Source organism: Streptomyces sp. NPDC001153 (genome assembly GCF_053598315.1).
Map to the genome: position 1 here is coordinate 79771 of NZ_JBSFJZ010000031.1, position 13270 is coordinate 93040.

The window sequence follows — 13270 nt, forward strand, 5'->3', positions numbered from 1 at the left end:
CGGCGACCGCGACCCGGAATGCACGCGCTGACGATCAGCCAGGCGAGCCGCTGGTCCACGGTCTCGATCCGGCGCTGGGTGACCGACGTCGCGAGGCCCCGGATCACCCGAACCCAGTCCCGCCAGAAGTAGACGACGAGCGCGAGCACGGTGGCCAGGTGGAGGCCGACCAGCTCGTTGAGGTAGCGGGACCCGTCGGCGGAGACGTCCAGGTGATGTTTACAGTGCCCGCCCAGCAGCGCCGGGATCAGGATGCTGTCGCCATGCCGGAGACGGGGAACAGCTCGGTGACGCCTTGCAGCAGGCCGACGCCCACGGCTTCGGGGTAGGCAGGCACTCCATACCCAAATCTCATGGTTGTGCAGGAACCCGGGAGCGGTCAGGGGAGTCATTCCAGGCAGGGGGGGCGACCACCAGAGAGGCATGAGGATGGCTGATCAGAGCAGCCGCCCCGCGCGGGGCGGGGCCGCCTGGCACTGGTGGTTCCTCGGCCCCTGGGCGGCGATCTGGTTCCTGGCGGACCTGCACGGCGGCGGCTACTCGTGGCACTACTTCGCGAACGGCAGCACCTTGCTGTTCTCCGGCTCCGGAGCCTCGCCGGCGGGGGGCCTGCACCTCTATGCGAACTACCCGAACCTACAGATAGGACCACTGGCCTTCCTCTGCGCCTGGGTTCTGGGGAACCTCGGCGGGGTCGTCGCCGCCCAGCTGACGATGATGAGCGTCGGCCTTCTGGTGCTGCGGCTGATCGAGCAGACGGCACTGGCCCGGCAGCCGGATCTGCGGTCGCGCCCGCAGGCCCTGCGGACGACCGTCGCGGCCGCCGGCGCGGTGTTCCTGATCGTCTGGGCATCCCTTGCGGTGCACTACAGCCACCTCGACGACGTGCTGGCGCTGCTCTTCGCGGCACTGGCGATCCGGGCGGTCCTCGCTGACGTCCCGGCACTGGCGGGACTGAGCCTGGGCCTGGCCGTGGACGCCAAGCCGTGGGCACTGGTCTTCCTGCCGCTGGCTCTCGCCGTGGCCCGCACCCGACGACGGCATGTCGCGTTCTACGCCGTCGCCGCCGTGCTGCTGGCCTGGCTGCCCTTCGTCGTCGCCGACCCCGCGACGCTGGGCGCGACCCAGTATCACATCGTCAACGAACCGTCCTCGGCGCTCCGCGCGCTCGGGGTGTCGGCGGCGGGGACGCCGTCGTGGGACCGGCCGGCGCAACTCGTACTCGGCTGCGTGCTCGGGGCGGCCGCGATCCTCCGAGGGCGCTGGGTGGCGGTGCCGCTGCTCGGCATCGGCGCGCGACTCCTGCTGGATCCCGGCGTCTACGACTACTACTCGGCGGGACTCCTGCTCGGCACCTTGGTCTGGGAGGCCCTGGGGCTGCGTCGGCCCGTGCCCGTTTGGTCGCTGGTCTCCTTCAGCGCGCTCTACCTCGCCCCAAGGCTGACCAACGACGCGCACGTCCTGGGCGACCTCCGACTCTGGCTGATTCTCGCGGTGACCCTCAGCGTCCTGCTGGCTCCACGGGACTGGTGCGTCGCGCCGAAACCGAGCAAGGTCGCCGTCGGCGCCCCCCGACCTCCTCTCCAAGGCCCTTGGGTCGCCCACTCGGTCGACGCGGAAGCGAGCAGGCCGTCCGTGCATCACTGAGCATGACTGACATGAGCCAGGGCACAGGCTCTGCAACTACCGCGTTGCAGGCGGCCGTGAACGTGCTGCCCGAAGGGGGTTCGATTCCCTGCCCCGCCGACCTGATCCCGGACGCTACCGGTCTGGACGCCGTCACCAGCGTGTGCAGGGCAGCCGAGAAGCCGCGAGTCGTGTTCATCGCCGTCGAACGCCAAGGCCCGCGGTGGACGGTCGAAGCCGACGTGCTCAGCGCCCCGCAGTCCGACGTCGATGCCCGGTGTACGACGCCGTACGAGAGGCCGTCCTCCACCTGATCCGCGCCGGCTCCTCCGCCGGCCCCGTCCACCTCGTGCTGCACGACGTAGTCAGCGAGGCCAAGGCCCGCGAACCGGCCGCCGAACTGCACGCCGCCCTCAATGGCCACCTCGAACGCCCGGCCCCGCCATCCCGCTCACGCCTGACGGTGCACCCGCGCCTCAGCGACTCAGCCCCAACCAAGGTTCCACTGTGCCTCATCCCCGGGACCTCCGGTTCGAGGAAGGAGGCCCGAGAATCGGACAGCAGCGGGTCCCGGCCAGGAAGGCGACCGCCGCCGTCACCACGTCCGTAGCGGTCAGACGGGGCCCTCCTGGCCGACGGCGTGTGGGGGCCCCGAGCACCCCGGCATGCGCCCCTTCTTCGCCGCCTGAGCCTGCCGACGGCACTGTTGCGCCTGTGCATGACGGGGTTGCCGCCCGCCCTGTTCAACGTTTTCTCAACCTCTTCTCAACGTCTTCGGCAGACGTCTCGTGCAGGCTGGTCGAGGCCAGTGCCTGCTTCACTTCCATCGCTCCGGCGTCACGGGCCCCGGTCTTACGTGGAGGGGCAAACACGGCGGGTTTGTCACATGTTCAGATTCCGGCCGTTGCCGTGACAGAACTGGCGGCTACTCATGTCCGCATCGTTGCCCGCGCCATCAGTAGCAACTGGAGTTGGTTGTGACCCGCCGATCCATACGACTGGCCGCCGCCCTCGGTGTCGCCGTGAGCCTCGCCGGAGGCTCGCTCGCCGCGGCGTCGGAGCTCACCGGCTCCTCTGCCGCCCCGCGGAAGCCCGCAGCCGCCAAGCACGTCCTCCTGCTGTCCGTTGACGGTCTGCACCAGTCGGATCTGGCCTGGTACATCGCCCGACACCCCGGCTCCGCGCTGGCCAGGCTGGTGAACGGCGGCGTGCACTACACCAATGCGCACACCACCAACCCCTCGGACTCCTTTCCCGGCATGACCGCCCAGGTCACCGGCGGCGGCCCGGGTACCACCGGCATCTACTACGACGACGTGTACAACCACGCTCTGCTCCCGGCCGGCACCACCAACTGCAAGGGCGTCAAACCCGGCGCAGAGGTGGACATGACCGAGGACATGGACAAGAACAAGGCCTCCCTCGATGCCGGCCAGGGGCTGAAGAACCTGCCCGGCAGCGTCCTGCAGATGACGGGCCGGCCGCAGAGCCTGCTCGACCCGAGCAAGCTGCCCGTCGACCCCACGTCCTGCAAGCCGGTCTACCCGCACTCGTATCTGCAGGTGAACACCGTCTTCAACGTGGCCCGCAAGGCCGGCCTGCGCACCGCCTGGTCGGACAAACACATCGCCTACGACATCCTCAACGGCCCTTCGGGCACGGGCATCCAGGACCAGTTCTCCCCGGAGATCAACAGCGACGCAGGCGGCTACGCGGCCGGGAACGACTGGACCACCGACAACAAGGCGACCGAGCAGTACGACGGGTACAAGGTCAAGGCCGTCCTCAACGAGATCGACGGCTACGACCACTCCGGCACCCACAAGGTCGGCATCCCGGCGGTCTTCGGCATGAACTTCCAGTCGGTCTCCACCGCGCAGAAGCTGCCCTCCTCCGAGGGCCTCAAGGGCGGCTACGCCTCCAAGGGCGTCCCCGGCCCGCTGCTGCAGAAGAACCTCGACTACGTCAACACCGAGGTCGGCGCGATGGTCAAGGAGATCCAGACCAAGGGCCTGGCCGCGAGCACGGACATCGTTCTGTCCGCCAAGCACGGCCAGTCTCCCATCGACCCCAAGGCCCTGACCCGCGTCGACGACGGTCCGCTGCTCGACGGGCTCAACGCCGCCTGGAAGAAGAAGCACCCGGGCGCCGGCGATCTCGTCGCGCACTCCGTGGACGACGACGGCATGCTGCTGTGGCTGAACGACCGCTCCGCCAAGGCCACCTCGTTCGCCAAGCAGTACCTGCTCTCGCAGAGCGGCAAGGGCACCGACATCAACGGCAAGCCCACCAAGTCCTTCACGAAGGGCGGGCTGAGCAGGGTCTACGCGGGCAAGGAAGCGGCCACGTACTTCGGCGTCAAGCCCGGTGACGCCCGGGTCCCGGACCTGTTCGGCATCGCCGAGTACGGCGTGGTCTACACGGGCGGCACCAAGAAGATCGCCGAGCACGGCGGCGCCCACGCCGACGACCTGAACGTCCCGCTCGTCATCTCCGGCGCAGGAACCCCCGAAGGCGTGACCAAGACTGCTCAGGTCGAGACCACCCAGATCGCCCCGACGATCCTGTCCCTCCTGGGCCTGAACCCCCACGACCTGCAGGCCGTCCAGATGGACCACACCCAGGTCCTGCCGGTCCGCTGACCCCGGCAACCTGTGACCCCGGCACGGGTGGGCCGCACGCAGAACAGCGTGCGGCCCACCCGTGCATGCGTGCCGTCAAGTGCTGCATGAACTGACTACCTGACGGCAGGACACGTCCGCAGAGGCGGTGTATCGCCAGGGGTGCACCGTGGCTGACGGAGTCACTCGGATGGCACCACCACCAATGCGGTCTTCGTTGATCCGCTCAAGGCCCTGCAGGAGAGAGACAATGGCCCGCCGGGCGATGTCGTGCAGTTGCTCGATCCTCGGACGTGCCCCGTCGTCCGGCAGGAACCACGCACGCCGGCCGGCCCACCGTCCCCGCCTGCTCTCCAGCCAGCCGACTGTGTCGTTGCTGGCGGCTCCTCGTGAAGGGCGGCACCTCCATGGTCGCCGACCGGCTCATGGTGGCCCTCCTGCTCCGCATCAACGCCCACGCCCAGTGACGGCGGGAGCCCGGGCAGGCGGGTGCGGCACCGGATCGCGGCAGCCATCGCTTCCGGGACCGCACGCGGTTCGCGACCGACGCGAAAGCCACGGATCGTCCGGCCGCATCATCGCCACAACGCCGGGCTCTCCATCGATCGTACGGACTTCGCTCGACGCATGGACTTTGGTCCTGGGGCGGCACGGAACGCGCTGTCACCGCGGCCCCGCGACCACCGCTTCGCAAGCTTCTGCAAAAATCGGATCATCGTTTTGTCCGGCGGACCCGTCCCGTACGAACATGTTCGCGTCACATCGGCTCAGCAGAAGGACAGCGACACATGAAGCATGCTGCACGGCCCAGATGGCTGGCGTTCGCCCTGCCAGCCGCAGCTCTGGCCGCCGCGGTACCGTTCGTCATCCCGCCTCTCGCGGGCGCCTCTTCTGCGCCGGCCACGCAGCCAGCCTCGCGCGCCGCCAGGCGGATCGACGAACGCCAGCAGGTCCTCGACGCCGTCGCCGGCCGGATCACCGAAGGGCTCTCCGAGTCCGACCGCGCGCACATACCCGGCTTCGCCGAGGTCGAGGTCGACCCCGACCACAACCACCTGCGCCTGCACTGGAAAGGCACCCCACCCCAGCGGGTCAGGCAGATCCTCGCCCATCTCCCCCACGGGGTGACCGCCGAGGTCGACTCCGCCCGCTATTCCAAGGCCGAACTCCACGCGGCCCGCATGAAGCTGCTGAACAGCCTGGCCTCAATGAAGCTGCGAGTCGAGGGGACGACGGCCCCTGTCCGCATCACCAGCATCGCACCGGCAGTGGACGGCAGCGGCCTGGAGGTCGGCTACGACAACGCCACCCGTACGGCGAGCAGGCTCCTGGCGAGTGGACACAGCAAGACGTTGCAGCAGGTCGCCACGGCAGCCGGCCGACTGGCGGGAGTGCACGTCGCCGCGATCCACCGATTGCAGAGCGTGGATCTGTCCTCCCGGCAGCATGACAGCTCCCCCTGGACCGGAGCTTCGGCGTTGAAAAACCCCCTCGGCGGCATCTGCTCCGGCTCTTACGGCGTGAAGAACGCCCAGGGCCAGTACATGCTGACGTCGGCCTACCATTGCGGCCCGGGCCCCGAAGGCCGGTGGACCACCTGGTGGGGCGGCGACCCCATCGGCACCACCGACGCCACCCAGCGCTCCCCGCAGGACGACGTGGTCGGCATCAAGCTGCCCTCACAGCGCGTGAGCGGCCGGCTCTACGACGGCCCCGCAAGCCGCACCGACGGCTACGCCAAACCCGTCATAGGCTGGGGGCACAACAACGTCGGCGACTACGTGTGCACCGACGGCGCCAACGGCGGCGTGCACTGCGGTGTGCGCATAGCCCAGACCGACATCGGCGTCACCGGGCCCAACGGCATCTACCGTCCCGATGTCGATCTCGCCTACGCCACCTCGGCCACGCCTGGCGGTGTCGCAGCCGTCAACGGCGACAGTGGCGGCCCGGTCTTCGCCAGCGTCCGCAACCACACAGCCGATGAAGCACGCGGAATCATCACCGCCCTCGACCGGACCATCACCTGCCCGCCTGCGTACAACCCCGACACCGTCCTCGACGGTCATCGCAGGAAACCCTGGTGCCTGGCCGGCGTCTACTACGTACCCATTGGACAGACGCTCCACGACATGCACTGGACCCTGGTCACCGGGTGACCACTTCGTGCCTCGTTGTCGGTGGCCAGGCCCCGTTCTACGGCCCGCGGGGGCGGGCCTTACGGGCCAGCGGCGGCCACGGAGCTGGCGCAAAGACCACCGCCGCCGCGCGCGAGCGCCTGGAGACCGTGGGCGCCGCCGACGTCGCCGCCACGCTCCAGGCGCTCGCCACACCGTTCCGCCTGCGGATCCTGGCCCGCCTCCAGGAGGGCCCCTGCGCGGCGACGGAACTCGCCGACGCCGTCGGCATGGAACAGTCCGCCTGCTCCCACCAACTGCGCCTGCTGCGCAACCTCGGCCTGGTCACGACCGAACGCCGGGGCCGCTCGGTCATCTACGCCCTCTACGACAACCATGTCGCCGACCTGCTGGAACAGGCCCTCCACCACGTCGAGCACCTGCGCCTCGGCCCGCGCGACACCCCGGCCACCACCGAGGCGGCAGCAGGGGTCCGCTGAATCTGACCCCGGAACGGTCAACACGGCAGGCTCCGGCGTGAGATGCCCGGCGTGGTGCAGCCTGGCGGCCACCAGCACAGCGCAGACTCACCACCGCAGTGAGATCCCGATCTACGGCTCTACTGACGGCTCGGACCGAGTGGTGCGGTGTGCGGTCGTAGCGGCCCACAGCAGGGCGAGCAAGCTCGCGGCGTGCACGGGGGGGGCAGGGCATGGAAGACGCCGTGCTTCGGACCGACGAGGACGAGCAGCGTTCCGGCAGCGGATCCCGCCAGCGCCAGCTGGACGCTGCGTGCGGAGACGGCGCGGGCCGTGGGTACCGCGCGCAGGATGCGCCAGGCGTCCTCCAGGCCGTCCGGACAGACCAGGTCCGCCGACCAGGATGCCTCGGCGCCCGGTGCGTCGGGGATGGCGACCGCGATGTCGGCGGCGGCCAGCGCTTCCGCGTCCGCCCCGGAGACCACCAGGACGCCCTCGCCCTGGTCTCGCAGCGCACACACGCGGTCGGCGAGGCGTTCGCCCGGGTCGAGGACCTGGTCGGTCGGGGCCAGCAGGTCGTGGATGTGCTCGGCGTCGGTGAGCAGCACGTGCGCCCCGGTGGAGCGTGCCGCGGCCAGCAGCGGCACCGCGAGCGAATCCGGGCGCCCACCCTGCGGCGCCTGCCGACTGTCCAGCACCGCTGAGTCGATCACCACGGCGGAGACCGTGTCGAGGAGACGCAGCACCGACGGGTCGAGCGGTACGACGTCGCGGCGGGCCAGCTGGCGTCCGGTCGTGGCGGCGAAAGCCTCCCGGCCGTAGCGGGCGGCCCTGGGTACGGTGGCGAGCAGCGCGTCCGCCGCACGTCCAGGACTGCCCCTCAGCGCGAGGACCGTGGCGGCGGTGAGCGGGGCGAACGGGGCCAACCGTTCCTCCCACTGCTCCACCGGGCCGGACGGCCGGGCCCTGGCGCGCAGATGTCGCGTCGGCCGGGTGTGCGGTACGCAGTCCGGGCCCGAGCACAGGTCCTTCTCGCGCCGCCCCCACACCTGGTGCCGGGCGCGGATCTCGCCGAGCAGCAGCAGCCGGTTGACCGCGTCGACTGCGGGCATGTGCCGATGCCGGCGCACAGTCCGTTGACGGTGGCGCCGGCCAGCGACAGCAGCACGTCGGTCTGCACCGGCCCGATGCGCCGCATCAGGCGGCGGCGCAGCTCCTGCTCCAGTTCCAGCGTGGCAACCGCTGCGGGCACCGCGCGCGGCAGCGGCGGCAGACGAAGGACCCGCTGGACGACCCCGGCGGCCACCGCCGCGCAGTCGACCAGCAACTCGGTCACCACGGCAGCTACGGGCGCGTCATCGCCCGGAGTGACCGGCTGTGCCCAGGCGAAGTCCTCATCCTGCACGCCCTGTGCCTCTTCCACCGCCTTCACCGTGTCCATGAGCCGGTCGAGGGCGACCCTGCGTTCGTCGAACGCCAGCAGGACCTGGCCGGTGACAGCGTTGACCTCGGCCCACCCCACGCCGTCCAGCCCGCGCAGTGATGTGGTCACGGCGCCGGCCAGTCGCTCCCGCCTGTGGCCACCGCGTTCGAGCCCCCGCACCTCGATGTGCGCACGTCCGTGCCCGGTCCACAGGCGCCGCGTGTGCCGCCGCGGATGAAGATCGACCAAAGTACACCCCGCGCGCACTGCCCGCCCGGATATCCCCGCGGCCGTCGAGGTCCCTTGCCGCGCGACCGACACCGCGACGCGCGCGGTCCCTCCGGCAGCTCGCAGACCAGCCCTGGTCATCCCGGCTGTCAGTCCGCCGACCGTCTTGACCGCCGCCGGCCCCACGGTCCCGGCGGTGTGGACGGCCGACCTACCCAGCGCCTCGACGCCGCCGGCTCCGGCCCGGGTCATGGTCTCAACGACTTCGCGTGCCAGGTCGGTCGACGCTGTCAGTCCCAGCATCCGGCCCAGCAGAGACAGGAATGAGGCCGCACCTCCAGTCACTCCAGTCACTCCAGTCACTCCAGTCGAGTACCCACGGGCCCTCACCCATACCGGGATGCCATACGCCGACCGCTACCGCGAACGCGTCTGCCCGCTCATAGCCAGCCGTTGCGCTTGAAGCTGCGGTGGAGCAGGAAACAGGCGGTCGCGATGACGCCGAGGACAAGGGGGTAGCCGAAGGTCCAGCGCAGTGCCGGCATGTGGTCGAAGTTCATGCCGTACACGACGCACACCATCGTGGGTACGGCGATGATCGCGGCCCAGGCAGGATGGAGTCGAGCAGGGAGGCGAAGCCGGTGATCTGCTCGGTAACGCGGGCGAGGTGGTCGGCGACGTCCCGGAAGTACGCCCGTATCTCCGGGTCGGCGGAGCGCAGCGGCTTGGTGGACAGGATCTCCAGCGGGCGGGCCAGGGGGACCACCGCCCGCTTCATCTCCAGGAGTTCGCGCTTGAGCTGGTAGATACGGCCGGCGTCCGCGGTCTGGGAGCCGTGCGGAGAGAAGACCTCGGTCTCGACCTCGTCGATGTCGTCCTGGATGGCGTCGGTGACGGTGAGGTAGTCGTCGACCACATGGTCGGCTATGGCGTGCAGGACGGCCGACGGGCCCTTCGCCAGCTGTTCGGGGTTGGCCTCCAGGTCCTCGCGCAACGGTCCCAGGGAGCCGTGGCTTCCGTGGCGGACGGTGACGACGAAGTCGGGGCCGGCGAAGACCATGATCTCGCCGGTGTCGACGACCTCGCTGGTGGCGGTCAGCTGCTCGTGCTCGACGTAGGTGACGGTCTTGAACACCGCGAACAGGACATCGCCGTAACTCTCCAACTTGGGCCGCTGATGGGCCTGTACAGCGTCCTCCACGGCGAGCGGGTGCAGGCAGAAGAGCTCGGCGACCTCGGCGAACTCCGTCTCGGTCGGCTCGTGCAGGCCAAGCCACACGAAGTCGTGGCCGTGCTTGCTTACCTGCTGGACGGCCTCCTCGACGGTGTCGGTGCCGGGCTGCCGGGCGCCGTCGCGGTAGACGACGCAGTTGACCATCGCCGAGCCGAGCGGGGAGCGGGCCGGGTGGCTGAGGTCCACGCGGCCGCGGCTCCGCCGCGTCAGGCGGGCGACTTTGCGCAGGTTGCCGACCATCGACATGCGGGACTCTCCTTCGCCGGGTCCGGACGGTGTGCCAGGAGGCGGTGAACGGTCAGGAGGGAACGGCGGTGGTCAGTGCCGCTGGCGGGCGGCGTCAGTCAGCAGATGGATCACCTCGGGGGGCAGGTCGAGGTGGTGTGCGATCCACGCCGAGTCATGACCGTGGGTGGCGAGGAGCCACGCCGTGTACAGGCTGTTCAGGCTCGGGGCGTCCGGGCCGAGCAGGAAGGGCCGGACGGTCTCCATCGGGAAGCACTCCAGGGACCGGGCGGTGAACAACCCGTCCCCCAGGTCCTGCGGCACGACCCTGTGAGGGCGTTGCTCGGCCTGCCGGTGGTGGTGCCACATGGCCGCGACCAGGATGAACGCCGCGGTCGCGGCACCCATCAGCGCACCGCCGACCACCGGCTTGTCGCGCGTGGGGGCGGTGTTGACCGCGACCGTCTCCAGTACGACGAGCGTGAGCACGCCGAGGAACGCCGCGCCCTCCCCGGTGCGGGGGTGGGGTACCGTCCGCATGACGCACACCTCCCTGTCTTCCTCTTCATCGTGTCGTGCGAAGCGGACTGCTGTCCTGGGGCTGTCAGGCCCTTTGCTCGGGGTGTCAGGCAAGCACCCGCTGCCCTGACCGGGGCGCCCGTTCGTCGTCGTCCTCGTCGTCCAGGTGCCAGTGCAGGTCGTGCACCCCGGGCTCCAGTGAGAGACGGGAGATGACCTGCTCCAGCGCGGCAGCCACGTCGCCGCTGACGGTGACGGCGGCGCGGACGCTGGTGGTGTCCTCGCCCTCGCGGCGGGCCCGCAGACCGGTCGCGGTCAGCCCGGAGGCGGTCAGGGCCTGGGCGAGCAGGGCCCGGGTATGGGTCTCGGACCCGCGCTCGCAGCGCAGGTGCACGCTGGCCCGTACCTGGGCGTCCGGGTCGCTGCCGGCGGCCGGGGCCCGGTCCAGCAGGCGTCCGGCCGGGCGCAGCAGCACGTGGATGCCGAGCACGGTCAGGGTGCCGAGTGCGGCCAGGGCGAGCCGTCCGGAGGCGGCCAGGACGCCGACCGCCGCCGAGCACCACAGGGTGGCAGCCGTGTTCAGTCCGCGCACGCCGGCGCCGTCGCGCAGGATCACCCCGCCGCCCAGGAAGCCGATCCCGGACACGACGTAGGAGGCCACCCGCGTCGGGCTGCCGGTGTCGCCCACCGCCACGCTGTACAGCACGAACAGCGTGGCGCCGGTGGCGACCAGGGCGTTGGTACGCAGGCCCGCCATACGTGCCCGCCACTGCCGCTCGACGCCGATGAGCGCGCCGCAGGCCGCACCGGTGGCGAGCCGGATCAGGAAGTCCATTGTGGTCAGGGCGTGCATGGCACACCTCCTTCAAGGTGAGGCGGTTGGTGACTCACTGGCTGACCACGACCTGCACGATCTTGATGACCACGAGGATCACGGAGACCAGCAGGTAGGTGCGCAGCGCGCCCATGCCGATCTTCTTGCCGCTGGACATCACGGCCGGGGTGAGGCTCCCCAGCGGCGGCATCCGCCAGGCGTCCCGGCCGGTGCGGTCGATCGGGTCCTCCTTGGTGGCCGTACGCCGCCGAGTGAAGGCGTACGCCGCGGCGAGCACCCCGGCGCCCCCGCAGGCGGCCATGATGTCGACGATCGCGTCCGCGCTGATGTCCGGGAACAGGACCGACGCGGTCAGGATCACCGACAGCATGACCAGCACCCCCACCACCGCCGCGGTGAAGGCGTTGGTCCTCGGGCCGTTCACCCACGGCCCCAGAACCTGCTTGTCGTTGCACAGCAGCAGAAGGAACACGCTCGCGGACGGCAGCAGCACGCCGGCCAGGGTCTGCACGCCCTCGGTCAGCAGGCCCAGCGGCGAGCCCGGGATCAGCACGATGGTGGCCGCGGCGGCAACGAGCCCGGCGTAGACGGCATAGAAACCCTTCGCGCCGCCCACCCCCCGGTGCAGGGAGTGCTTCATGCCCAGTACGTCACCGATCGCGTACGCGGTCGACAGCGACACCGCGAACGCGCCGATGATCGAGGCGTCCAGCAGCGCGATCGCGAACAGCACCCCGGCCAGCTTGCCCGCCTTGGCTTCAAGGCCGTGCGCGACCCCGGCGGTGTCGGTGAACTGGCCGAAGCCGTGCGTCCCCGAGAACGCGGCGGCTGTGAAGCCCATCATCGCGGCAGCACCGATGACCACGATCACGATGCCGATCCACAGGTCGACCTTTTCGTAGCGCATGAACCGCGGGGTGATCCGCTTGTCGATCACGTACGACTGCTGGAAGAACAGCTGCCAGGGGGCGACCGTGGTGCCGACGATGCCGATGATCAGCAGCATCACCGTGGACAGCTGCCCGGAGCCGCCCGGCAGGTTCGGGGTGACGAAGTCGGCGGCCATCCGTGAGGCGTGCGGGTGGACCATGAAGTAGATAGGCACCAGCAGCAGCGAGGCCGCGCACAGCGTCATCGCCACCCGCTCGAAGCGGCGGAAGGATCCGGTGAACGCCGACGCGATGATGATCACGGCGGCCAGCAGCACCGCCGCCGCCTTGGGCAGGCCCAGGTAGCCGGCGGACAGCGTGATCCCGATGAACTCGGTCACCAGGGTGAGCGCGTTGAGCAGGAACAGGTCGATGACGCTGAACGCGCCCCAGAACTTCCCGAACCGCTCCAGGATCAGCCGGGCGTGGCCGACACCGGTGACCGCGCCGAGGCGGAGCACCATCTCCTGGTTGATGTACAGCACGGGCACCAGCAGGAGCAGGGTCCACAGCAGGTGGGTGCCGTAGTTCTGGCCGGCTTGGCCGTAGGTGGCGAAGGCGCCGGCGTCGTTGTCGCCGACCATCACGATCAGGCCGGGGCCGACGATCGCCAGCAGCGTCTTCAGCTTCGCCGACAGACCCCGGCGCTCGCCGTGGTCGTCCAGGCGGATGGTGCCCAGCGCGCCGTGGATGTCGCCGATGTGCGCGTCGTCGAGTACCGCCGCGCGGGGTGCGGCGACCGTGGTCACGATGGTGTCGGTCATGGTGGTGCCTCCCCGGTCCCCCGGTCCGGGGGAGGTCGGGGGCACGCAGCAGCCATCACCCCCTGCACGCCGAATGCGCGCAGGACAGCATCACCACCGGGCACAGCCGTGCCCGTGGACATGGCGCGACGGAGGTGCCGCGCAGGGGAGGTGGTGGTTACCGCGTGCCGGAAGAATGCGAGGACAAGCGGGTGCGGGGCCTACTTCGGCCCGGACTACTGCATTCCATGTCTCTCGCCTCCTTCCGGCCGGAGACGCCCGTGAACGGCG

The 13270-nt window shown here is 70.2% G+C and carries 9 protein-coding genes and 3 pseudogenes; 5 read left to right on the forward strand and 7 right to left on the reverse strand.

Annotation, left to right across the window (positions count from 1 at the left end; genetic code table 11):
• Nucleotides 1-74: 74 nt before the first annotated feature.
• Nucleotides 75-425: pseudogene (locus ACWDEN_RS31075) on the reverse strand (hypothetical protein); the annotation flags it as partial.
• 4 nt (nucleotides 426-429) lie between these two features.
• On the opposite strand from ACWDEN_RS31075, the gene ACWDEN_RS31080 reads away from it, so the two are divergent.
• The 3 genes from ACWDEN_RS31080 (at nucleotide 430) to ACWDEN_RS31090 (ending at nucleotide 4268) form a co-directional block, all read left to right on the forward strand.
• Nucleotides 430-1647, forward strand: a complete 1218-nt coding sequence (locus ACWDEN_RS31080) for a hypothetical protein (protein WP_450861126.1) — start codon at nucleotides 430-432, stop codon at nucleotides 1645-1647.
• A gap of 11 nt (nucleotides 1648-1658) precedes the next feature.
• Nucleotides 1659-1940 carry a hypothetical protein gene (locus ACWDEN_RS31085; protein ID WP_450861128.1) on the forward strand — a complete coding sequence of 94 codons (282 nt, stop codon included), beginning with the start codon at nucleotides 1659-1661 and terminating at the stop codon, nucleotides 1938-1940.
• A 663-nt stretch (nucleotides 1941-2603) separates the two neighbouring features.
• Nucleotides 2604-4268, forward strand: a complete 1665-nt coding sequence (locus ACWDEN_RS31090) for an alkaline phosphatase family protein (protein ID WP_351620234.1) — start codon at nucleotides 2604-2606, stop codon at nucleotides 4266-4268.
• 186 nt (nucleotides 4269-4454) lie between these two features.
• Here ACWDEN_RS31090 and ACWDEN_RS31095 read toward each other — a convergent pair.
• Nucleotides 4455-4652 (reverse strand): annotated as a pseudogene (locus tag ACWDEN_RS31095) (DUF2397 family protein); the annotation flags it as partial.
• A 383-nt stretch (nucleotides 4653-5035) separates the two neighbouring features.
• Here ACWDEN_RS31095 and ACWDEN_RS31100 point away from each other — a divergent pair.
• Both ACWDEN_RS31100 and ACWDEN_RS31105 read left to right on the forward strand, forming a co-directional pair.
• The gene (locus ACWDEN_RS31100; RefSeq protein ID WP_351620237.1) at nucleotides 5036-6406 is read left to right on the forward strand and encodes a trypsin-like serine protease; all 1371 of its coding nucleotides are present in this window, start codon (nucleotides 5036-5038) and stop codon (nucleotides 6404-6406) included.
• A gap of 119 nt (nucleotides 6407-6525) precedes the next feature.
• The gene (locus ACWDEN_RS31105) at nucleotides 6526-6864 is read left to right on the forward strand and encodes an ArsR/SmtB family transcription factor (RefSeq protein WP_450861189.1); all 339 of its coding nucleotides are present in this window, start codon (nucleotides 6526-6528) and stop codon (nucleotides 6862-6864) included.
• A 119-nt stretch (nucleotides 6865-6983) separates the two neighbouring features.
• Here ACWDEN_RS31105 and ACWDEN_RS31110 read toward each other — a convergent pair whose 3' ends face one another.
• The 5 genes and pseudogenes from ACWDEN_RS31110 to ACWDEN_RS31130 form a co-directional block, all read right to left on the reverse strand.
• Entirely contained in the window at nucleotides 6984-7955 is a 972-nt protein-coding gene (locus ACWDEN_RS31110) for a hypothetical protein (protein ID WP_450861131.1), read from the reverse strand.
• 979 nt (nucleotides 7956-8934) lie between these two features.
• Nucleotides 8935-9974: pseudogene (locus tag ACWDEN_RS31115) on the reverse strand (magnesium and cobalt transport protein CorA).
• 72 nt (nucleotides 9975-10046) lie between these two features.
• Nucleotides 10047-10493, reverse strand: a complete 447-nt coding sequence (locus ACWDEN_RS31120) for a hypothetical protein (protein WP_351620242.1) — start codon at nucleotides 10491-10493, stop codon at nucleotides 10047-10049.
• 85 nt (nucleotides 10494-10578) lie between these two features.
• Nucleotides 10579-11325: an MgtC/SapB family protein gene (locus tag ACWDEN_RS31125; RefSeq protein ID WP_351620245.1), complete on the reverse strand. Its 747-nt coding sequence runs from the start codon at nucleotides 11323-11325 to the stop codon at nucleotides 10579-10581.
• A gap of 34 nt (nucleotides 11326-11359) precedes the next feature.
• Entirely contained in the window at nucleotides 11360-13000 is a 1641-nt protein-coding gene (locus ACWDEN_RS31130; RefSeq protein ID WP_450861133.1) for an NRAMP family divalent metal transporter, read from the reverse strand.
• Nucleotides 13001-13270 lie beyond the last annotated feature (270 nt).

Coding starts and splice junctions, on each gene's coding strand:
- ACWDEN_RS31080 (WP_450861126.1), top strand. CDS start 430: ATGGCTGATCAGAGCAGCCGCCCCGCGCGGGGCGGGGCCGCCTGGCAC.
- ACWDEN_RS31085 (WP_450861128.1), top strand. CDS start 1,659: ATGAGCCAGGGCACAGGCTCTGCAACTACCGCGTTGCAGGCGGCCGTG.
- ACWDEN_RS31100 (WP_351620237.1), top strand. CDS start 5,036: ATGAAGCATGCTGCACGGCCCAGATGGCTGGCGTTCGCCCTGCCAGCC.
- ACWDEN_RS31110 (WP_450861131.1), bottom strand. CDS start 7,955: ATGCCCGCAGTCGACGCGGTCAACCGGCTGCTGCTGCTCGGCGAGATC.
- ACWDEN_RS31120 (WP_351620242.1), bottom strand. CDS start 10,493: ATGCGGACGGTACCCCACCCCCGCACCGGGGAGGGCGCGGCGTTCCTC.
- ACWDEN_RS31125 (WP_351620245.1), bottom strand. CDS start 11,325: ATGCACGCCCTGACCACAATGGACTTCCTGATCCGGCTCGCCACCGGT.
- ACWDEN_RS31130 (WP_450861133.1), bottom strand. CDS start 13,000: ATGACCGACACCATCGTGACCACGGTCGCCGCACCCCGCGCGGCGGTA.